Source organism: Bogoriella caseilytica, from assembly GCF_003752405.1.
GTDB lineage: Bacteria > Actinomycetota > Actinomycetes > Actinomycetales > Actinomycetaceae > Allobogoriella > Allobogoriella caseilytica.
In genome coordinates this window covers 641,209-660,189 of record NZ_RKHK01000001.1, presented here as the reverse complement: position 1 = coordinate 660,189, position 18,981 = coordinate 641,209, and the positions used below count along the sequence as shown (strand labels likewise).

At 68.9% G+C, this 18,981-nt stretch carries 17 protein-coding genes and 1 tRNA gene; 11 read left to right on the top strand and 7 right to left on the bottom strand.

The window, feature by feature from the left end:
• Window positions 1-17: 17 nt before the first annotated feature.
• From EDD31_RS03015 to EDD31_RS03005, 3 genes are read right to left on the bottom strand one after another with little or no spacing between them, the layout of a single operon-like run.
• Complete coding sequence (locus EDD31_RS03015; RefSeq protein WP_245990810.1) at window positions 18-941, bottom strand: carbohydrate ABC transporter permease; 924 nt, start codon at window positions 939-941, stop codon at window positions 18-20.
• Window positions 931-1,866 carry a carbohydrate ABC transporter permease gene (locus EDD31_RS03010; protein ID WP_123302850.1) on the bottom strand — a complete coding sequence of 312 codons (936 nt, stop codon included), beginning with the start codon at window positions 1,864-1,866 and terminating at the stop codon, window positions 931-933. The genes EDD31_RS03015 and EDD31_RS03010 overlap by 11 nt, the downstream gene beginning before the upstream one ends.
• A complete protein-coding gene (locus EDD31_RS03005) occupies window positions 1,863-3,134 on the bottom strand; it encodes an ABC transporter substrate-binding protein (RefSeq protein ID WP_123302849.1) in 1,272 nt (423 codons plus the stop codon). Before EDD31_RS03005 ends, EDD31_RS03010 begins: the two co-directional genes overlap by 4 nt.
• Window positions 3,135-3,240: 106 nt before the next feature.
• On the opposite strand from EDD31_RS03005, the gene EDD31_RS03000 reads away from it, so the two are divergent.
• Entirely contained in the window at window positions 3,241-4,293 is a 1,053-nt protein-coding gene (locus EDD31_RS03000; RefSeq protein ID WP_123302848.1) for a LacI family DNA-binding transcriptional regulator, read from the top strand.
• A gap of 1 nt (window position 4,294) precedes the next feature.
• On the opposite strand, the gene EDD31_RS02995 is transcribed toward EDD31_RS03000, so the two are convergent.
• Window positions 4,295-4,702 carry an RbsD/FucU family protein gene (locus EDD31_RS02995; protein ID WP_123302847.1) on the bottom strand — a complete coding sequence of 136 codons (408 nt, stop codon included), beginning with the start codon at window positions 4,700-4,702 and terminating at the stop codon, window positions 4,295-4,297.
• On the bottom strand, window positions 4,696-5,781 hold the full coding sequence (locus tag EDD31_RS02990) for an aldo/keto reductase (RefSeq protein WP_123302846.1): 1,086 nt from the start codon (window positions 5,779-5,781) through the stop codon (window positions 4,696-4,698). The genes EDD31_RS02995 and EDD31_RS02990 overlap by 7 nt, the downstream gene beginning before the upstream one ends.
• A gap of 119 nt (window positions 5,782-5,900) precedes the next feature.
• Here EDD31_RS02990 and EDD31_RS02985 point away from each other — a divergent pair, with 119 nt between their 5' ends.
• From EDD31_RS02985 to EDD31_RS02960, 6 genes are all read left to right on the top strand, one after another.
• Window positions 5,901-7,304, top strand: a complete 1,404-nt coding sequence (locus tag EDD31_RS02985) for a glycoside hydrolase family 5 protein (RefSeq protein ID WP_123302845.1) — start codon at window positions 5,901-5,903, stop codon at window positions 7,302-7,304.
• Between the two features lie 101 nt (window positions 7,305-7,405).
• Window positions 7,406-8,395 carry a LacI family DNA-binding transcriptional regulator gene (locus tag EDD31_RS02980; RefSeq protein ID WP_123302844.1) on the top strand — a complete coding sequence of 330 codons (990 nt, stop codon included), beginning with the start codon at window positions 7,406-7,408 and terminating at the stop codon, window positions 8,393-8,395.
• A gap of 80 nt (window positions 8,396-8,475) precedes the next feature.
• Entirely contained in the window at window positions 8,476-10,074 is a 1,599-nt protein-coding gene (locus EDD31_RS02975) for a xylulokinase (RefSeq protein ID WP_123302843.1), read from the top strand.
• Window positions 10,075-10,097: 23 nt separating this feature from the next.
• A complete protein-coding gene (locus tag EDD31_RS02970) occupies window positions 10,098-10,871 on the top strand; it encodes an L-ribulose-5-phosphate 4-epimerase (RefSeq protein WP_123302842.1) in 774 nt (257 codons plus the stop codon).
• 2 nt (window positions 10,872-10,873) lie between these two features.
• Window positions 10,874-12,382 (top strand): L-arabinose isomerase, encoded by a 1,509-nt coding sequence (gene araA, locus EDD31_RS02965; protein WP_123305050.1) that lies wholly within the window; start codon window positions 10,874-10,876, stop codon window positions 12,380-12,382.
• A gap of 42 nt (window positions 12,383-12,424) precedes the next feature.
• Entirely contained in the window at window positions 12,425-13,969 is a 1,545-nt protein-coding gene (locus EDD31_RS02960; protein WP_123302841.1) for a TIGR01777 family oxidoreductase, read from the top strand.
• Here the strand turns inward: EDD31_RS02960 and EDD31_RS02955 are convergent.
• Window positions 13,966-15,468, bottom strand: coding sequence for a DHA2 family efflux MFS transporter permease subunit (locus tag EDD31_RS02955; RefSeq protein ID WP_245990805.1), 1,503 nt, complete (start codon window positions 15,466-15,468; stop codon window positions 13,966-13,968). The genes EDD31_RS02960 and EDD31_RS02955 overlap by 4 nt on opposite strands.
• Window positions 15,469-15,606: 138 nt before the next feature.
• On the opposite strand from EDD31_RS02955, the gene rsmA reads away from it, so the two are divergent.
• Together rsmA and EDD31_RS02945 are read left to right on the top strand one after the other, a co-directional pair.
• Window positions 15,607-16,524, top strand: a complete 918-nt coding sequence (gene rsmA / locus EDD31_RS02950; RefSeq protein WP_123302839.1) for a 16S rRNA (adenine(1518)-N(6)/adenine(1519)-N(6))-dimethyltransferase RsmA — start codon at window positions 15,607-15,609, stop codon at window positions 16,522-16,524.
• On the top strand, window positions 16,521-17,465 hold the full coding sequence (locus tag EDD31_RS02945; RefSeq protein ID WP_123302838.1) for a 4-(cytidine 5'-diphospho)-2-C-methyl-D-erythritol kinase: 945 nt from the start codon (window positions 16,521-16,523) through the stop codon (window positions 17,463-17,465). The genes rsmA and EDD31_RS02945 overlap by 4 nt, the downstream gene beginning before the upstream one ends.
• Window positions 17,466-17,580: 115 nt before the next feature.
• Here EDD31_RS02945 and EDD31_RS02940 read toward each other — a convergent pair whose 3' ends face one another.
• Window positions 17,581-18,072 (bottom strand): MarR family winged helix-turn-helix transcriptional regulator, encoded by a 492-nt coding sequence (locus EDD31_RS02940; RefSeq protein ID WP_123302837.1) that lies wholly within the window; start codon window positions 18,070-18,072, stop codon window positions 17,581-17,583.
• Window positions 18,073-18,202: 130 nt separating this feature from the next.
• Between EDD31_RS02940 and EDD31_RS02935 the strand changes: the two genes are divergently transcribed.
• Window positions 18,203-18,802 (top strand): TetR/AcrR family transcriptional regulator, encoded by a 600-nt coding sequence (locus tag EDD31_RS02935; protein ID WP_123302836.1) that lies wholly within the window; start codon window positions 18,203-18,205, stop codon window positions 18,800-18,802.
• Between the two features lie 20 nt (window positions 18,803-18,822).
• Window positions 18,823-18,897: transfer RNA gene (locus EDD31_RS02930), tRNA-Gln, on the top strand.
• Window positions 18,898-18,981: the final 84 nt, after the last annotated feature.

The window sequence follows — 18,981 nt, the reverse complement described above, 5'->3', positions numbered from 1 at the left end:
ATGGCGGGACCTCCGGTTCATCGTCCACCGAAGGCTCCGGCGCCGATCGCGGCGACCAGCTGTCGCTGTGCCACGATGACCAGGACGATGACGGGGATCAGCGTGAGCACGCAGGCCGCCATCAGCAGCTCCCACTGGGTGCCGGTCTGTGTGGTGAAACCGGCCAGCCCCAAGGGCAGGGTCCACTTGTCCATCGAGTTCAGGATGATGAGCGGCCACAGGAAGCTGTTCCAGCTACCGAGGAAGGTGAAGACAGCCAGGACCGCGAGGGCCGGTCGCACCAGCGGCACGATGATCGTGGTCAGGATCCGCGGAGTCGAAGCCCCGTCGATCCTGGCTGCGTCCTCGATCTCGCCGGGGATCTGCAGCATGAACTGACGCAGCAGGAAGGCGCCGAAAGCGCCGAAGAGCGAGGGCAGGATCAGCGCCGTCCAGGTATCCAACAGGTTGACTGCATTGAAGCCGAGGAACAGGGGAACGACAGCGATCTCCATCGGCAGCGTGAGGGTGAGCACGAAGAGCACGAAGAGACCATGACGGCCCCGGAACCGCAGCCGTGAGAAGGCGTAGGCGGTGCAGGTCGCAATGGCGAGGGTGAGCACGGTGGTGACCGCCGCGACTCCCACACTGTTCGCCAAGAGCCGGCCGAATCCGATCTCGGTCCACGCAGCGGCGAAGTTCGACCACAAGATTTCTGATCCGAAGGGCCGTAGTCCGCTGGAGAACACCTCGTTGCCGGGCTTGAGTGCCGTCAGGAAAGTCCAGATGATCGGCATCATGAAGATCAGCGCCACCAGCCAGGCGAGAGCGCTACTGAGGATCCACCCGCGCCGGGAGCGGCGCCGGCCGGGATGTGGCGCGGCTCGAGTACCGCGAGATTCGTCGGCTGGCGGCAGAGGTCCGGAGCCGGTGGTCGGGAGCATGGAAGCGTTAGCCGTCATAGTGCACCCACTTCTTCTGGCCCCAGACCTGGATGAGGGTCACGGTGGCGATGATCAGGAAGAGAGCTGCGCTGATCGCCGAGGCGTAGCCCAACTGGTTGTAAGAGAAGGCGGTCCGGTACAGGTACAGCATGATCGTGGTGGTGCTGTCGCCCGGGCCGCCGCCGGTGATGATGTAGGACTGCGCGAAGGTCTGCCACGCGCCGATCACCGTCATGACGGTGGCGAAGAAGAGCGCTGGGCTGGTCAGCGGGATTGTGATCGACCAGAGCCGGCGCAGCGCACCGGCCCCGTCGATGCGCGAGGCGGAGATGACATCGGGGTTCACCGAGTCCAGTCCGGCGCCGATGATGATCATGTTGTAACCGAAGGTCTGCCAGACCGAGACGAGGATGATCGCTGCCAGCGCCCACCGGCCCTCGCTCAGCCACGGGATGGCGCCCAGGCCCACGGCATCGAGCACGGAGTTGAACAGGCCATCTCGCTGCAGCAGCATCCGGAAGACCGCAGCGTTGGCCACCATCGGTGAGAGCGCCGGGATCAGGAAGATCACCCGGAGCCAGGACCGGCCCGCGAGCCGGGTGCGCAGCCACAGCGCCATCGCCGTCGAGAGCGCGATGTTCAGTGGAACGAAGATCAGCACGAACAGGGTGGTCACCACCACGCTGTTCAGGAACTGCCGATCGCCGACCATCCGGGAGAAGTTGTCCAGGCCGACCGGTGTCAGTCCGCCGAGCAGGGTGGCGTCGAAGAAGCCCAGGACGAGGGAGGCGACCATCGGGGTCACGACGAAGACCACGAGGCCCACGAGCCCTGGCAGCACGAAGATCCATCCCCACCCCTGCCAGCCGGTGGACCCGCGCAGCGCCCTCCGGTGCCCCGGGCCCGCAGTCGTGCGCGAGCCCAGGGCTGCTCCGGTGGTCATGATTGATCGTCGTCTGCGGCGATCAACTGGAGGACGTCCTCGACCGAGCTCCTCCCCGCATACGCCTCGACGATGTACTGGCTGAATCCGGTGTTCAACTCATTGATGTTGTGCGGGATCTCTGAGGCCACGCCGTTGGTGGTGACCTCGCGAACCACCTCGACGATCTCCTCGGCCTCGTCAGCGCCCCACGCCTCGAGCGCGGCCTCCCGCGAGGGGACGTTGCCGCGCGTGCGGCCGACCTCCTCTTGAGCCTCGAGGCTGGTCATCGCAGCGATGGCGTTCATCGCGGCCTCCTGGTCGCTGCAGTTCTGTGTCACCGCGAAGCCGGTTCCCGCGATCGCGCCCCGCGCCACACCGTCATCACTGGGGATGGAGGTGATGCCGAGGTTCTCCTCACCGATCTGGTCCTGCTGGTGCTGCAGGTCCCAGGTGCCGTTCATCATCATCGCGGCCTGACCGTTGCTGAAGGCATCGATGTGGGGGAAAGTGCCACCGGCATCCGCTTCGAGCGGCCGGGCCACCTCGTGCTCAGTGGCCAGATCGATCTTGAACTGGATGCGCTCGATCAAGTTCTCGTCGGTGAGGTCACCGACGCCGTCCTGGACCCAGTCTGCTTCGCCATTGGCGGCCATCCAGTAGGTGGGGTGGAAGAGGCCAGGGCCGATGGCATAGCCGTACTGGCCATCGCCCGTCAGAGCCTCGGCAGCCTCGAGGAACTCCTCGGTCGTCCAGCCCAGGGTCGGTTCAGGCACGCCGGCCTCCTCGAACATCCCGCGGTTGTAGAAGATCAGATTTGGCTCGGCGCCGTAGGGGATCGCGTAGACCTCACCATCGACGCTCAGCTGCTCGAGCATCGCCTCGTTGTACTCGTTCAGGTCCAGCCCCACATCAGCGGCAAGATCCTCGAGAGGCTCCAGACCTTCGATGTACGGGCTGACCTGACCGTTCTGCAAGGTCACGATGCACGGCGCATTGGACCCCTGGAGCACCGTGGGCAGTGCGGTGTAGTAGTTCCCGATCGCCGGGCCGGAGAAGCTCACGTCGACGGATGAGTCCGCCTGATTGCCCGCCTCGACGTAAGCACCCCACTGTTCGCGGTCGGCGTCGCCGCCGACCCAGGTGTGCATGATGACGGTCTCACCGTCCATGCCGGAGCCGGCGGATCCTCCGTTGCATGCGGTGAGCGCCGCGAGGCTGATGGCAGCGGCAGTGGCCACGTGCGCGGTGCATTTCCGTGGACGCCGCTGGTCGGATGCTGAGTCCATAACTCCTCCTTGAGTCGTGGCGCCGTAGAGCTGGACGCCGTGGGCGAAACGTTACGCTCTACTGCTCCGAGACGCTAGAGTAGGCGGCGGGGGTAGTCAACATGTCGTGGACCATTTCGGCGTCACGCGGGCATGGGTGCCGGGTGACAGGGAGATCATGGCCAGCTACAAGGACATTCAGCGAGAGACCGGATTGTCGCTGGCGACCATCTCGAAATACTTCAACGGCAAGACCGTGCTCGAACGGAACCGGACGGCGATCGAACTGGCCGCGCAGACGCTCGACTACCGGCCGAACGACATCGCACGGAGCTTGAGGAGGCGGAGGTCCAGCACCGTGGGAGTGCTGCTCCCAGCCCTGAACAACGACTTCCACCTCACCATCGTGGCGAGCGTGGAAGAGACCCTGCGGGCTGCGGGCTACAGCGTGATCGTGGCGACGAGTGTGGAGTCCGACGGACGTGCCGTGGAGCTCATGCTGCGGCGGATGGTCGAGGGCATCATCACCGTGCCGACTCCCTCCGATGTGGCGGCGCTTCGCGACGTGCGTGGCCGGCTGCCCATCGTCGTCGTGGACTGGGAGGCGCCCGAGCTGCATACCGATGGGGTCTTCCTCGACAACGTGGCGGCCGGCCGCATGGCTGGGCGGCATCTGCTCGATCATGGGCACACGAGGATTGCTCTGCTGGGCGGAGAGCGCTCGGTCTCGACCATGCGTCAGCGCCGGCAGGGCTTCCTGTCGGCCCTGAGCGAGGTGGGAGTGTGCCTACCGGAGGAGTTCGACGGTGCTGAACCGCTGGTCGTCTCTGCCGGACGAGAGGCCATGGCGCGCATGCTGGGGGCACCCACGCGGCCCACGGCGGTCTTCTGCGCCAATTACGAGTTGACCGTGGGCGCGGTCATCGCGATCAATGAGTCCGGGTTGCGCATCGGGAGGGAGATCTCCCTGGTCGGTTTCGACGGAGTCGACCTCGCCAAGGTCACGGTGCCCCCGATGACCCTCATCGCGCAGCCGACCGCGGCCATCGGCCGAGGTGCTGCCGAGATCCTCCTCCAGCGATTGGCGGCCGAGCCGTCTGACGAGGCGGCGCCGCAACTGACACGGCTGGCCCCGCAGTTCGTTGCGGGCGGATCCGTGCTGCGGCTGGACGACCCCTGAGTCAGCGCATGCCGATGGTGATCACCACGTTGCCGTAGGGTCGGGTGTCACCGGTCTGAATCACCACCCCGACCTCGCGAGATTTCGCCAGGTCGTAGAACGCGAATCGTCCGAGGTGGTCGACCGGCACCCCGGCGCCGAGGAGGCCCCGGAGCTCGGCTTGCACCGGCGCCGGGTCCCGTGCCTCCATCATGACCGCACTCTCCGGGTTCACGGCGCTGAGGATGGGGCGGAGCACTGCTGTGGTGGTGAGCAAGTCCGGTGCGAGGTTCAGATGGATCAACCGGGCTTGCGGGGAGGTCATGGCGAGCGAGGGAAAATTGCCGTCGGCGATGAGAATCCGGTCGCCGTGGCCCGCGCTCGCCAAGGCCGCGATGAGCGGGGGGTGGGTCAGGTCGTACTTCAGCATGGGCGCTTCCGGGCTTCTTGAGCAGACGCCGAGCGCGGTGAGGCATGTTCGAGGATCGAGCCGTAGCCGTTCCACCCGGGAATGGTCCCGTCGACGTCCCAGAGGTCGAGCCAAGAGGTGGCGCCCGGCCAGAGGAAGACCTGGCCCTTGATCAACCGGCTGTTGCGATCGGTGGATCGCAGGGCCTCAAGCTCCGCCGGGGTCAGAGGGTCGGTCAGCACCGCTGCCAGATTGGCCTCGAGCTGGCGGGGCTTCACGGAGAAGGGGATCGGGATCTGCCCGCGCGCAACCGCCCACTTCAGGCAGATCAGCGCCGGGTGGACCTGGTGGTCCTGCGCGATGCGAGCTACGACCGGATCGTCGATGTCGACGACGTCCTCGGAACTTCGGTCTCGCGCGGGTCGCGAGGGGGAGCCGAGGGGCGAGTAACCGATGGGTTGGATCCCGTGGTCCAGGCAGAATCGGAAGAGCTCGGGCTGCTGGAAAGAGGGATGGAGCTCCATCTCATTGAGTTCGGGCCGGATCTTGGCGTCACGCAGCACGAGTTCCAGCTTCGGGATCGTCATGTTCGAGGTGCCGAGATGCCGGATGAGGCCCTGGTCGACCAAGGCCTCCAGGGCGGACCACAAGTCCATGAACCGCTCATGCTCGTAGGGGCGCGCTTGCGGATCGCGGTCGTCACCGTCCGCGCCGGGTGGGTGGTGGTTCGGGAACGGCCAGTGCGGGAAGACGGCATCGAGGTGGTCCACACGGAGATCGCGCAGCGACCTCTCCACGGAGGCGACGGCGTCCGCCGGCCGGTGGGCGTCGTTCCACACCTTCGACATCACGAAGAAGTCCTCGCGTGGCGCGACCTGGTCGAAGGCCGCTTCCAGCACGGCGCCGATCTCTGCCTCATTGCCGTAGACGGCGGCGCAATCGATGAGTCGGTAGCCAGCCTCGATGGCTCCCGCCGTGGCTGCGGAGACCTCTGCCGATCCGTAGCGGTCCGAGCCGAAGGTCCCCAGTCCGATGATCGGGATGTGAGCCCCCGAGGCGAGTTGGCGGCTGGGGTGCTGAACGGCTGTCCCTGAGGTCATGCGTTCCCCCTTCACAGAATGAAACGTTTCGCTTAACGTAGGAGGCGAAGGTGACCACGTCAAGCGGGTGGGCCGGTAGGACGCCGCCGCTTCGCCCCTCAGCCCGAAGGAGTGCTGACATGCCGGAATGGATCTCTGTCGACGGTGCGCGTCTGGTGAACCAATCAGGGGAGACGGTGGTGCTGACAGGCTTCGGCCTGGGCGGCTGGCTGAACATGGAGAACTTCATTACCGGCTATCCCTCGACGGAGACCTTGCAGCGTCAGGCGTTACGGTCCGCACTCGGGGAGGAGGGGTACACCCGCTTCTTCGACACCTTCGAGAAGGGGTTCTTCAGCGACGCCGACGCTGCGTACCTGAGCTCGCTCGGGTGCAACTCGGTCCGGCTGCCCGTGAACTACCGGCACCTCGAGGACGACATGGCGCCTTTCGAGATCAAAGAAAAAGGGCTGCGACTGCTCGATGAGGCGGTCTCGGTATGCCGGCGCAACAATCTCTGGGTCATTCTGGACCTCCACGCCCTTCCTGGAGCCCAGAACCAACACTGGCACTCCGATAACCCCACGCACTGGGACACGTTCTGGGATCACCGGCACTTCCAGGATCGGGTGGTCCACCTCTGGGAAGTCCTCGCCGATCGTTACAAGGATGAGCCAACGGTGGCTGGCTACAACCCGATGAACGAACCGGCCGACCGCACCGGAGAGCGTCTGGCCCCCTACTACGCTCGCCTCGAAAAGGCCATCCGCGCGGTCGACCCGCGGCATGTGCTCTTCCTGGACGGTAATACCTACTCGACGGATTTCTCGATGTTCGACGAGCCGATGGCCAACACCGTCTACACCGCCCACGACTACGCCCGTCCGGGCATGATCCCCGAAGCCCGGTACCCCGGCGAGACCGAGGGGCGCTGGTTCGACTCCGAGGCTCTGCGCGGGGTGTTCGACCGACGCACTGAGTTCCAGCGGCGCACGGGAACACCGATCTGGGTGGGGGAGTTCGGTCCGCAGTACACCGGTGTGCCCGATATCGATGCCGAGCGACTGGCGCTCCTGGAAGACCAGCTGCAGGTGTACCGGGAGGCGGGCGCGAGCTGGAGTCTGTGGACCTACAAGGATCTCGGATTGCAGGGCGTCCAGGTCGCCTCACCGCAAAGCCGGTACGTGCAGCGCATCGCCCCGATGCTCCAGGCAAAAGCGCGGCTGGGTGTGGACCAGTGGGGCAGCTCCGATGCAGGCGTGCGTCACCTCATGGAACCTCTCACGGAACTGTTCGCCGCCGAGTTCCCGCACTTCGATCCCTACCCGTGGGGTCCCGAGCGCTGGTTGGATCAGGTCTTCCGCTCCATCCTGCTCGCCGAGCCGCTGCTGGCGGAATTCGAGGAGCTCTTCCGAGGGATGTCGCCCCAGGACGCCGCGGAACACGCCGCGAGCTGGGAGTTCGCCAGCACCCAGGAACGCACCGCTCTGGCCGATCTGCTGCGTGAGCACCACGGCGTCGGCGTGCGAGCCGCCGGGTCCTGATCGGGGCGCGGAGCGAGAGTGAGCCCCACTACACTCTCCGTAGAGCCGCTGCACCGAGGAGCCCCGTGAGAACTCAGGTCACCCCGTCCGGTGCGCCGTCAATGTCTGACGTCGCGGCCAGAGCCGGAGTCTCACACCAGACTGTCTCGCGCGTGCTCAACAACCCTGAGTTGGTGCGCCCGGAAACTCGGGCTCGGGTGGAGAAGGCGATCGCCGCGCTGGGCTATCGGCGCAACATGTCCGCACGCGCCCTGCGCACCCGGCGGACCGGCCTGATCGGCGTGGTCAGCCCCGGCGATGCGCTCTTCGGTCCCACGCGGGTGACGATCGCCATCGAGGAGGCCGCCCGCGAAGCGGGCTATGCCACGGTGCTCACCGTGGTCAGGGGTTCCGATGCGGCGACCGCTGAACAGGTCATGAGCTTCTTCCTCGGTCACCACGTGGAGGGCATCATCGTGATCGCCCCGATCGCGGAGATGGCCCGTACCGCCCAGCGCATGGTGGGTCAGCTTCCCATGGTGCTCGTCGGCGCTGGACCGGAGCCCGGCGTGGCCGTGCAGTCGGTCCGGGTGGACCAGCGCCAGGGAGCGCGCGAGGCCGCCCGGCACCTGATCGATCTGGGTCACCGGCGCATGGTGCACCTGGCCGGTCCCGCGGAGTGGTTCGATGCGCGCGAACGCGGAGCCGGTTGGCGCGAGGAGCTCCTGGCTGCGGGCCTGGAGCCACGACTGGTCGACGTCGCTGGCTGGGGAGCGGCGGACGGGCATGCCGCCACGCAGCGCCTACTGGCTGAGGCGGAGCCACCCACGGCGATCTTCGCGGCCAACGACTACGTGGCATTGGGCGCTGTGCGGGCCTGCCAGGAAGCCGGTTGGACGGTGCCGGGCGAGGTGTCGGTGGCGGGGTTCGACGACGTCGATGCGGCCGGATTCTTCGGACCGGCGCTGACCACTGTGCGCCAGCCCTTCACCGAGCTGGGTGATCAGGCGATCCGGGCGCTGTTGCAGGCGTTCGGTGAGTTGCCGGGCGCCTCGGTGACCGTGGCGCCCTCACTGGTGCTGCGATCCTCGACCAGCTCGCCCGCCGCTTGAACTGCATAGGTGTGATCGTTAACATCAACGATGGAAGCGCCGGGTCACCGCCCGGCTCGCCAGGCGAAGGAGCCAAGAGCATGTCTCCGCAGGAACAGAGCGCAGCGGCCATCCGCGAGGGCCGCACCGCCATCGGGATCGAGCTGGGATCCACCCGCATCAAGGCCTGCCTGATCGACGAGGACCACCAGGTGCTCGCCACTGGCGGAAGCGAGTGGGAGAACAGCTACCTCGACAAGGTGTGGACCTACTCCCTCGACGAGGTCTGGTCAGGCGTGCAGGCCGCTTGTGCCGCACTGCTCGGCGATGCCGAGGAGCGTCACGGGGTGCGGCCCACGACGGCCGGGGCGCTCGGCGTCTCAGCGATGATGCACGGCTACCTCGCCTTCGACGCTGCCGGTGACCAGCTGGTGCCCTTCCGCACGTGGCGCAACACCAGCACCGGCGCGGCGGCCGAGCAGCTCACCGAGCTCTTCGGCCAGAACATCCCGCTGCGCTGGTCGATTGCGCACCTGTACCAGGCCGTCCTGGACGGCGAGGCGCATGTGCCGCAGGTTGATTTCCTCACCACGCTCGCGGGCTACGTGCACTGGCGCCTCACGGGGGAGAAGGTCCTCGGTGTCGGTGACGCCTCAGGCATGTTTCCCATCCAGGATGGCGCCTACCACGCGGACATGCTCGCCGACTTCGACACGCTCGCGGCCCAGGCTGCGACTCGCCCGACCCGGCCGCTGGCCGAGCTTCTCCCGCGCGTTCTCGACGCCGGCGCCGAAGCCGGCTCACTGACCGCCGAAGGTGCGGCCGCACTGGACCCGACCGGCACGCTGCAGCCCGGCATCCCGCTGTGCCCGCCCGAGGGCGACGCCGGTACCGGCATGGTGGCCACCAACTCGGTGGCCCCGCGCACCGGCAACGTCAGCGCCGGCACCTCGATCTTCGCCATGGTGGTGCTCGAAGGCCCCCTGAAGCGGGTGCATCACGAGATCGATCTCGTCACCACCCCAGCCGGTGATCCGGTGGCCATGGTGCACTGCAACAACGGCGCCAGCGAACTCGGTGCCTGGGCTGAGCTTCTCGGCCAGTTCGCTGCGGCGCTCGGCAGCCCGGCCGAGCCGGGCGAAGTCTACGCCGCCCTGCTCGGCGCAGCGCTCGAAGGTGATGCCGATGGCGGCGGCCTGCTCGCCTACAACTACCTCGCCGGAGAGCCGATCACCGGGGTGAACGAGGGGCGTCCGATGGTGGTGCGCACCCCGGGAAGCCGGCTGAGCCTGGCCAACTTCGCCCGCACCCAGGTCTACGGCATCTTCGGCACCCTCTCCCTGGGTATGCGGGTGCTGGATGCCGAGGGCGTCCGACTCGAGGCGATGTTTGCCCATGGCGGGCTCTTCCGCACCGCTGGAGTCGCGCAGCGCCTGCTCGCCGCCGCGCTGGGCGCGCCGGTGGCCGTGGGCGACACGGCCGCCGAGGGGGGCGCGTGGGGCATGGCCGTGCTGGCCGCCTACCGGCGTCATGGCGAGGGGTCGTCCCTGAGCGAGTACCTGAGCGAGCGCGTTTTCGCCGAAGCCGCGCTCCAGGTCGTCGAGCCCGACGCCGAGGACGTGGCCGGCTACTCCACGTGGCTCGAGACCTACGCCGCCGGCGTGGACATCCAGCGCACCGCCGTGGAGACCCTGCGCTGAGCGCAGCAGGAACTGGAGGAACGATGCTCACACTCACCGACCTGCCCGAGGCGCTGCGCCAGCATGTGGCAGCCACCCGCGAGCGCGTCGCCGCACTGCATGCCGAGCTGCCACGCAACGAACTGGTGGTCTGGACCGCGGGCAACGTCTCCGAACGGGTTCCGGGCACCGAGGAGGCCGGCCTGCCCGGTCTGTTCGTCATCAAGCCGTCCGGGGTCTCGTACGACGATCTGGCCGCCGAGGTGATGGTGGTCTGCACCCTGGACGGCGAGAAGATCGACGACGGCACCCCGGCCCGGCTGCAGCCGTCCTCGGACACCGCGGCGCACGCCTACGTCTACCGGCACATGGAGCACGTCGGCGGTGTGGTCCACACTCACTCCACCTACGCCACCGCCTGGGCTGCGCGCCATGAAGCGATCCCGTGCGTGCTGACGATGATGGCGGATGAGTTCGGCGGGGACATCCCCGTCGGCCCCTTCGCCCTCATCGGCGACGACTCCATCGGCCGCGGCATCGTGGACACCCTGCGCGAGTCGCGCTCGCCGGCGGTGCTCATGGCTCAACACGGCCCCTTCACCATCGGCAAGGACGCCCGCGCCGCGGTCAAGGCCGCGGTGATGTGCGAGGAGGTGGCACGCACGGTGCACGTGGCGCGTCAGCTCGGCGAGGTGCAGCGCATCGAACAGGCCCATATTGATTCCCTCTACGCCCGCTACCAGAACGTCTACGGCCAGGGCGGCAAGCAGCCTGAGCAGCAGCAGGATCCCCACCACGGCGAGGAGGCCGGTTCATGACCATGCAGGACCCGTACGCAGGCAAGACGATCTGGTTCCTCACCGGCTCCCAGCACCTCTACGGCGAGGAGACGCTGCGCCAGGTCGCGGAACAGTCCCAGCAGGTGGCTCGCACCCTCGCCGACGGCGCCGAGATACCAGCCGAGGTGGTCTGGAAACCGGTGCTCACCGACCGTGATGCGATCCGCCGCGCGGCCCTGGAGGCCAACGCCGACGAGAACTGCCTGGGCGTGATCGTCTGGATGCACACCTTCTCCCCGGCCAAGATGTGGATCCTCGGGCTGGAAGCGCTGGACAAGCCGCTGCTGCACTTCCACACCCAGGCCAATGTCGCTCTGCCGTGGGCGGAGATCGACATGGACTTCATGAACCTCAACCAGGCTGCGCACGGCGACCGCGAGTTCGGTTACATCGCCACCCGCACCGGGCAGCGCCGCAAGAACGTGGTCGGCCACGCCAGTGACCCGCGCGTGCGCAGCAAGGTGGGCGCCTGGGTGCGCGCTGCCGCCGGCCGGGATGCCCTGACGAACCTCAAGCTGGCCCGTTTCGGCGACAACATGCGCAACGTGGCCGTCACCGAGGGGGACAAGACCGAGGCGGAGATCCGTCTGGGCGTCTCGGTCAACACCTGGGGCGTGAACGACCTCGCCGAGCGGGTTGCGGCAGTCAGCGACGCCGAGATCGACCAGCTACTGGCCGAGTACGACGAGACCTACGACGTGGTGCCCGAGCTGCGTGCAGGCGGCGACCGCCGCGACTCCCTGGCCTACAGCGCGCGCCTCGAAGCCGGTCTGCGCTCCTTCCTGGAGGAGGGCGGCTTCGAGGCCTTCACCACCAATTTCGAGGACCTCGGCGCCCTGCGCCAGCTCCCCGGCATGTCCGTGCAGCGCCTGATGGCCCAGGGCTACGGCTTCGGCGCCGAGGGCGACTGGAAGACCGCGCTGCTGGTGCGGGCCGCGAAGGTCATGGGCCACGGCCTGCCGGGCGGTGCGTCCCTCATGGAGGACTACACCTACGAGATGACGCCGGGCCAGGAGAAGATCCTCGGCGCGCACATGCTGGAGATCTGCCCCTCCCTGACCACCAGCACCCCGAAGGTGGAGATCCATCCGCTGGGCATCGGAGGCCGCGAGGACCCGGTCCGTCTCGTCTTCGACGCCGATCCGGGCGAAGGCGTGGTGGTGGCCATGTCCGACCTGCGGGAGCGCTTCCGGCTGACGGCCAACGTGGTCGACCTGGTGCCGCCGGACGCGCCGCTGCCGAACCTGCCGGTGGCGCGCGCGGTGTGGGAGCCTCGCCCGGGCTTCGCCACCTCGGCCGAGTGCTGGCTGACCGCAGGAGCGGCCCACCACACGGTACTGAGCACCGCGGCCGGCCTGGAAGCCTTCGCCGATCTCGCTGAGATGACCGAGGTGGAGTTGGCGGTTATCGACGAGGGCACCACCACCCGCGGTTTTGCCCAGGAACTGCGGTGGAATGCCGCGTACCATCGCTTGGCACAGGGGCTCTGAGGCCCCCGCTCTACGGAGACTCCGCGCGAGGGAAGAGGTCTGATGCCCATCTACCGGAAGGTCACCGACCTCCCCTTCGCCCGCGAGGACGTCACCGCATGGCTGGCTCGCCCCGGAGCCCTCACGCGGCTCTTCCCGCCCTTCGCCGGGAGGGTGGTCGCTGAACCGGACGGCATCGACGTCGGCGCCCAGGCACGCCTGAAGGTCTTCCCGCCCGGGCGCTTCGGCCTGGGCGTGACTTCGGCTTACGGCCTGGCGCGCACGCTCCTGCCACTGCCCGTTCCGGGGTTCCTCGCCCCCGAGGTGGCGTGGCTGGCGCGCCACAGCGCCTACGAGCCCGGCGAGGTCATGGCCGATGAGGCGGTCTCTGGGCCCTTCTCCTTCTGGCTGCACTCCCGGGAGTTCACCGACGCCACCGAGGATGCCGGTGGTGCGGCGGACCCAGCGAGTGGGCCCGCCTCCCGGATGGTCGACCATGTGGAGTACGAACTCCCGCGGCTGGCTCGCCCCGCGGAGCCACAGCTCGAGTCGGTGATGACTGCGGAGTTCGTGCGCCAGTTCGGCTTCCGGGAGCGCCAGCTCCTCGGCGATCTCACCTTCCACCGTGCGCACGGCCGGCTGCCCAGCCAGCTCCGGGCTGAGGGAGGCGGCGACCAGAGAACGCCGACCGTGGCCGTCACGGGGGCTTCAGGCATGATCGGTACTCAGGTGTGTGCCCTGCTCGGCGGCGCCGGCTGCCGGGTCATCCGCCTGGTGCGCCGCCCCGCGCGCGGCCCCGGGGAGATCTCGTGGGACCCCTACGCGGGCGAGCTCGACGTCGAGGCGCTCCGCGACGTCGATGTCGTCGTGAACTTGGCCGGGCACCCGCTCGCCGGGCGCTTCACCGTCCAGCACAAGCGCGCGGTGATCTCCTCCCGGGTGCTCGGCACCCGGCTCCTGGCAACACGGCTGGCCGAGCTGGCCGGCGACGGCCGCCAGCGCGCCTTGATCAACGGATCGGCGATCGGGTTCTACGGAGCCGCCCCGGATGCCCAGCACCCGCAGAGCGCGGATGGCCGCCTGCGCGAGTCCGATCCCCGCGGTGAGGGCTTCCTCGCCGAGGTCTGCGCGGCCTGGGAGTCCGAGACCCGGCCCGCCTCGCAGGCCGGGGTGCGCGTGGCGATGCCGCGGGTGGGCATCGTGCAAAGCCCGTCCGGCGGTGCCCTCCAGCAGCTCCTGCCGCTCATGGTCGCCGGTGTGGGCGGTCCGCTGGGCAGCACGCAGACGCAGAGCTGGATCTCACTGGACGACGTGGCCGGACTGATCGCCCACCTGGTGCTGGACGCCGACGCCGACGGGCCGGTCAATGCGGTGGCCCCGGAGCCGGTCACGGCCCGGGAGCATGCGCGAACCCTCGGCCAGGTGCTGCATCGCCCGACCGCGATCCCGGTACCGGCCCTCGGCCCGCAGGCTCTGCTCGGGCGAGAGGGGAGCCGGGAGATCGTCCAGGCCGATCAGGACGTCTCTGCGGAGCGCGCCGAGGAGCTCGGCTACGACTTCCGCCACCGCACCCTTGAGACGGCGCTGCGCCACATGCTGGGGTACTAGCGCCCAGCCGGAGCGGAGGTGTTCTCGCCCACGGGCGCCGGCACCTCCTCGCCCAGGGGGGCGGGTTTGCGCAGGCGCAGGGCCAGCAGGCCGCAGATCAGCAGCACCCCGGCGCCGACCATGAAGGCCAGGCCGGCGCCGCCGGCCAGGGCCTCCGCAGCTGAGGCGCCACCATCGAGCAGCGTGGTCTCGCGCAGAGTCAGCACCGCCACGAATCCGGCGACCCCGGCCGCGCCGACGAGCTGCTGCATGGTCGAGACGGTCGCCGAGCCGTGGGAGTACAGCGCAGGCGGCAGGGAGCCGAGCGCCGTGGTCATCAGCGGTGTGAAGAGCAGCGCCAGCGCCAGGGAGAGCAGGAGATGCCCGCCGAGGGCAGCGGCCCAGTGGGAGCCCGGCCCGAGAGTGGACAGTGCCAGGAAGGCCGCGATGGCGAGCACCACTCCGGGAAGCACAAGCGGGCGGGGCCCGACCCTGTCGTAGATGCGGCCGACCAGCGGGCCGAGCAGGCCCATGGCCAGGCCACCAGGCGCGAGCACGGCGCCGGAGGCCACGGGGGTCATGCCCATGGAGTTCTGCAGCACCAGCGGCAGTAGGACGATCACGCCGAAGAGCGCGATCATGCCCACGGCCATCACCGACAGCGCCACGGTGAACTGGCCGGTGCCGAAGACACGCACATCCATCAGCACCCGAGGGGTGCCGGCCAGGCGGAGCTGGCGCCAGACGAAGAGCGCGATGAAAACCACGCCCACCGCGACCGCGACCCCCGGCGGAAGGGGAGGCTCGGCGCCGTCGAGTTCGGCGGCCTCACCGAGTGAGGCCAAGCCGTAGACCAGCCCACCGAAGCCCAGGGCCGCCAGGGGTGGGGACAGCGGGTCCAGGCGCACGGGCTTGCGCACTGTGACGTCGCGGATCTTCCACACCCCTACGCTCAGGGCGATAGCGGCGATCGGCAGCACGGTCCAGAACACGCCACGCCAGCCGAAGGCCGAGGTCAGCGCGCCGGAGACGGCTGGGCCCATGGCCGGGGCCGCCGAGATCACCAGCGAGACGGTGCCCATGAACTGGCCGCGGCGCCCGGGCGGCACCAGGGACATCACCGTGGTCATCAGCAGCGGCATCATCACCGCGGTCCCGCTGGCCTGCACCACCCGGCCGGCCAGCAGCAACCCGAAGGTCGGTGCCAGCGCCGCGGAGAGCGTGCCCACGGTGAACAGGGTCATGGCCATCGTGAAGGTGCGCCTGGTGCCGAGCCGTTGCAGGAGGAAGCCGCTCATCGGGATGACGATCGCCATCGTCAGCATGAAGGCGGTGGTCAGCCACTGCCCGCGGCTCGGTCCGATGCCGAGGTCCTCCATGATCGGGGCCAGGGCCACGCCCATGGTGGTCTCGTTCAGGATCACCACGAAGGCCGAGACGATCAGCAGGGCAACGACGGTGAGATGCTCGCGGGGCAAGCGGTCCGGCGCGGCCGGAGCGGTGTCAGAGGCGCTAGCCACTGTAGTTCTCCTCAATGGGCGCAGCAGAGCGCCAACGGTGATGCGGGTGTCTCGGGTGTGACTTTTCGTGGCGGCGCTGCGCACGTCAAGACTTTAACGGCGAACCATCGGTACCTATTCCCAGTACCCTCGGCTCTCATGACCTCAGCATCTCCGGGCCTGCTCGGCGCCTCCGATGTGCGCCGGCTGGCCGACACCCTCGGGGTGCGACCGACCAAGACCCTCGGCCAGAACTTCGTTCACGACGCCGGCACGGTGCGCCGGATCGCGCGCGTCGGTGGTGTCCAGGCCGGTGAGACGGTGCTGGAGGTGGGGCCAGGGCTGGGATCCCTGACGCTGGCGCTGCTGGAGACCGGCGCGCGGGTGATCGCCGTGGAGATCGATCCGGTGCTCGCTGCGGCTCTGCCGGGCACGGTCTCCGATCGCATGCCTGAAGCCGCCGATCGCCTGGTGGTGCTGGAGGCCGATGCCATGACGGTGACCGGCCCGGATTCGCTGCCGGCCTTTCCCAGTGCCGGTGAGGGCGCCGAAAGGACAGCGCCCTCCCGGCTGGTAGCCAACCTGCCGTACAACGTGGCCGTGCCGGTGCTGCTCACCCTGCTCCGGGCGCTGCCCTCCCTCCGGGAGGTGCTGGTCATGGTCCAACTCGAGGTGGCCGAACGCATCGCGGCCCCACCGGGCAGCCGCACCTATGGCGTGCCCTCGGTCAAGAGCGCCTGGTACGCCCAGGCCAGCCTCGCCGGCACCATCGGACGCGCGGTGTTCTGGCCGATGCCGAACGTGGACTCCGCCCTGGTGCGCCTGGTGCGCCGCGACCCGCCGTCGACGACCGCCAGCCGCGAAGAGGTCTTCGCCGTCATCGATGCCGCCTTCGCCCAGCGGCGCAAGACGCTGCGGGCTGCGCTGAGCGGATGGGCTGGTTCCGCGCCGCGCGCCGAGCAGGCGCTACGCGCCGCCGGCGTGGATCCCTCCTTGCGCGGGGAACGACTGGATGTCACCGACTTCGCCCGTATCGCGAGGCACCTCCCCGCGGACTCTGACACCCTGGCGCCATGAGACTGGTCCGTGACGTGAGGGTGCGAGCGCCCGGCAAGATCAACCTCTCACTCACTGCCGGACCCCCGCGTGAGGATGGCTATCACCCTCTGGAGACGGTTTTCCAGGCGGTGTCGCTCTACGAGGAGGTGCTCGCCCGGCCCACCGGCGGTGAGATCGCGGTGGAGACCCGCGGGCGCGGGGCGGACCGAGTGCCGGATGATGAGACGAACCTGGCGGTGCGTGCCGCGCACCTCCTGCGGGAGCGCACCGGCGTCGACGGCGGAGTGCATCTGACCATCACCAAGCAGGTGCCGGTGGCCGGTGGCATGGCCGGGGGGTCGGCCGACGCTGCCGCGGCCCTGGTGGCCTGTGACGACCTGTGGGAGACAGGGCTGAGCCGGGCGGCACTGAGCGAGCTGGGCGCCGAGCTGGGTGCGGATGTGCCCTTCGCGCTGGCGGGCATGTCCGCCCTGGGCACCGACCGTGGCGATGTCCTCACCCCGGTGATGAGCCGCGGCACTTACCACTGGGTGCTGGCCGTCCAGGACTGGGGGCTGTCCACCCCCGAGGTCTTCGCGGAACTCGACGCGCTCCGCGGCGACGTCGCCGTTGCTGAGACCCAGGCCATCCCTCGCCGGGAGGGCAGCGCGGCCGGAGACGTCGTCGCCGCGCTGCTCTCCGCCGATCCGCTGGTGCTCGCCCGCGCCCTGCACAACGAACTCGAGGAGGCCGCCATCGGGCTGCGGCCCGAGCTCGCCGATGTGCTCGCGGCCGCCGACCGCGCTGGAGCACTGGCGGCGGTGCTCTCGGGCTCCGGACCGACCGTGGCGGCGCTCGCCCTCGACGCGCCCCACGCCGCCTCCGTGGCAGGGGTGATGCGCGGCGCCGAGGCGGCCGCAGACGTCCTGGTGGTCACCGGCCCCATGCCCGGGGCGCGCGCGGTGACTGCGGTCGGATAGCCCTCGCCCCACGCTCCGCTACGCCATCGTCACCCCTCGATCCGATGGTCGGGGTTCCTCAGCTGCGCTGCGCGCGGGTGCTCGTCCCTCGCCCCCACGCTCCGCTACGCCATCGTCACCCCTCGAAGCGCAGCAGGATCGTGCGCAGGGTGCCGCTGAGCTGTTCGGTCTCGCCCTCGCTGAGGCCGGTGAGCAGATCACGCTCGGACTCGAGCAGCTGCGACATGGCCGCATCCACCCGGGCCCGGCCCTCGTCGGTGAGGCGGACCTTGACCATGCGCCGGTCGCTGGTGCCGGCAGCCCGGACCACCAGTCCGTGCGCGACCATGCGGTCGATGCGGTTCGTCATGGTGCCTGAGGAGACCAGGGTCTCGGCGATGAGCCGCCCCGGCGTCAGCTCGTAGGGTGCGCCGGAGCGGCGCAGCGCGGAGAGGACGTCGAACTCCCAGCTCTCCACCCGGTGCTCGGCAAAGGCCCGGCGGCGAGTGAGGTCCAGGTGGCGGGCCAGGCGCGACACACGTGAGAAGACATGCAGGGGGACCGGTTCGAGGTCAGGGCGTTCGCGATGCCACGCCGCGACGATCCGGTCCACCTCATCCTGGCTCATTCCTGCAGATTACCTCTCGACGTCGAGAGAGCTGTGGTGCCGCGGAGCGCTCCGGGCGAGCTGTGGCGCAGCGAAGCGATCCGCCAGGCATGATGGTGGGGTGAGCCCCAAGGAGCGCCCGCGCACCCGGATGACGGGATCCCAGCGCCGTGAGCAGCTGATCGTGGTCTCGCGCGCACTTTTTGCCACCAAGGGCTTCGAGGGCACCTCGGTGGAGGAGATCGCCGCCCGAGCCAAGGTGTCCAAGCCCGTGGTCTACGAGCACTTCGGCGGCAAAGAAGGCGTGTACGCGGTGGTGGTGGACCGGGAGGTCCAGAAGCTCCTGGGCATGCTCACCGAGCAGCTTTCCTCGGGCGGGCACCCGCGCCGGATCGTCGAGCGGGCTGCGCTGGCTCTGCTGGACTACATCGAGGCCAACACCGACGGTTTCCGCATCCTGGTGCGCGATTCCCCGGTGGCCCAGGCCACGGGAACCTTCTCCTCAGTCATCGGCGACGTCGCCAGCCAGGTGGAGCATCTGCTGGCTGAGCAGTTCCGGCTGCGGCGGCTCGATCCCGCGGCAGCGCCCATGTACGCGCAGATGCTGGTGGGCTTGATCGCGCTGACCGGGCAGTGGTGGCTGGAGACGCGCCGTCCGGAGAAGGCCGAGGTCGCGGCACACATCGTGAACCTCACCTGGAACGGTCTGCGCGGGTTGGAAAAGGCTCCGCGTCTCGAGCCGGGGGACTGAGCGTCTACGCTGGTTCCCGATCCGCCCTGGTGTAATGGCAGCACGCAGGCTTTTGGTGCCTTGAGATCCGGGTTCGAATCCTGGGGGCGGAGCCAGTGACCTGAGCCAGCGGGCTCCCTCGTGCCCCTGGCAGCCAGTGCTGCACTCCTCACATCGGACGGTTCGAGTCAGAGGCGCCC

Bases quoted from the DNA above. Each gene is read 5' to 3' on its own strand.
- EDD31_RS03015 (WP_245990810.1), bottom strand. From the start codon at position 941: ATGACGGCTAACGCTTCCATGCTCCCGACCACCGGCTCCGGACCTCTG.
- EDD31_RS03010 (WP_123302850.1), bottom strand. From the start codon at position 1,866: ATGACCACCGGAGCAGCCCTGGGCTCGCGCACGACTGCGGGCCCGGGG.
- EDD31_RS03005 (WP_123302849.1), bottom strand. From the start codon at position 3,134: ATGGACTCAGCATCCGACCAGCGGCGTCCACGGAAATGCACCGCGCAC.
- EDD31_RS02995 (WP_123302847.1), bottom strand. From the start codon at position 4,702: ATGCTGAAGTACGACCTGACCCACCCCCCGCTCATCGCGGCCTTGGCG.
- EDD31_RS02990 (WP_123302846.1), bottom strand. From the start codon at position 5,781: ATGACCTCAGGGACAGCCGTTCAGCACCCCAGCCGCCAACTCGCCTCG.
- EDD31_RS02985 (WP_123302845.1), top strand. From the start codon at position 5,901: ATGCCGGAATGGATCTCTGTCGACGGTGCGCGTCTGGTGAACCAATCA.
- EDD31_RS02980 (WP_123302844.1), top strand. From the start codon at position 7,406: ATGTCTGACGTCGCGGCCAGAGCCGGAGTCTCACACCAGACTGTCTCG.
- EDD31_RS02975 (WP_123302843.1), top strand. From the start codon at position 8,476: ATGTCTCCGCAGGAACAGAGCGCAGCGGCCATCCGCGAGGGCCGCACC.
- EDD31_RS02970 (WP_123302842.1), top strand. From the start codon at position 10,098: ATGCTCACACTCACCGACCTGCCCGAGGCGCTGCGCCAGCATGTGGCA.
- araA (WP_123305050.1), top strand. From the start codon at position 10,874: ATGCAGGACCCGTACGCAGGCAAGACGATCTGGTTCCTCACCGGCTCC.
- EDD31_RS02960 (WP_123302841.1), top strand. From the start codon at position 12,425: ATGCCCATCTACCGGAAGGTCACCGACCTCCCCTTCGCCCGCGAGGAC.
- rsmA (WP_123302839.1), top strand. From the start codon at position 15,607: ATGACCTCAGCATCTCCGGGCCTGCTCGGCGCCTCCGATGTGCGCCGG.
- EDD31_RS02945 (WP_123302838.1), top strand. From the start codon at position 16,521: ATGAGACTGGTCCGTGACGTGAGGGTGCGAGCGCCCGGCAAGATCAAC.
- EDD31_RS02940 (WP_123302837.1), bottom strand. From the start codon at position 18,072: ATGAGCCAGGATGAGGTGGACCGGATCGTCGCGGCGTGGCATCGCGAA.
- EDD31_RS02935 (WP_123302836.1), top strand. From the start codon at position 18,203: ATGACGGGATCCCAGCGCCGTGAGCAGCTGATCGTGGTCTCGCGCGCA.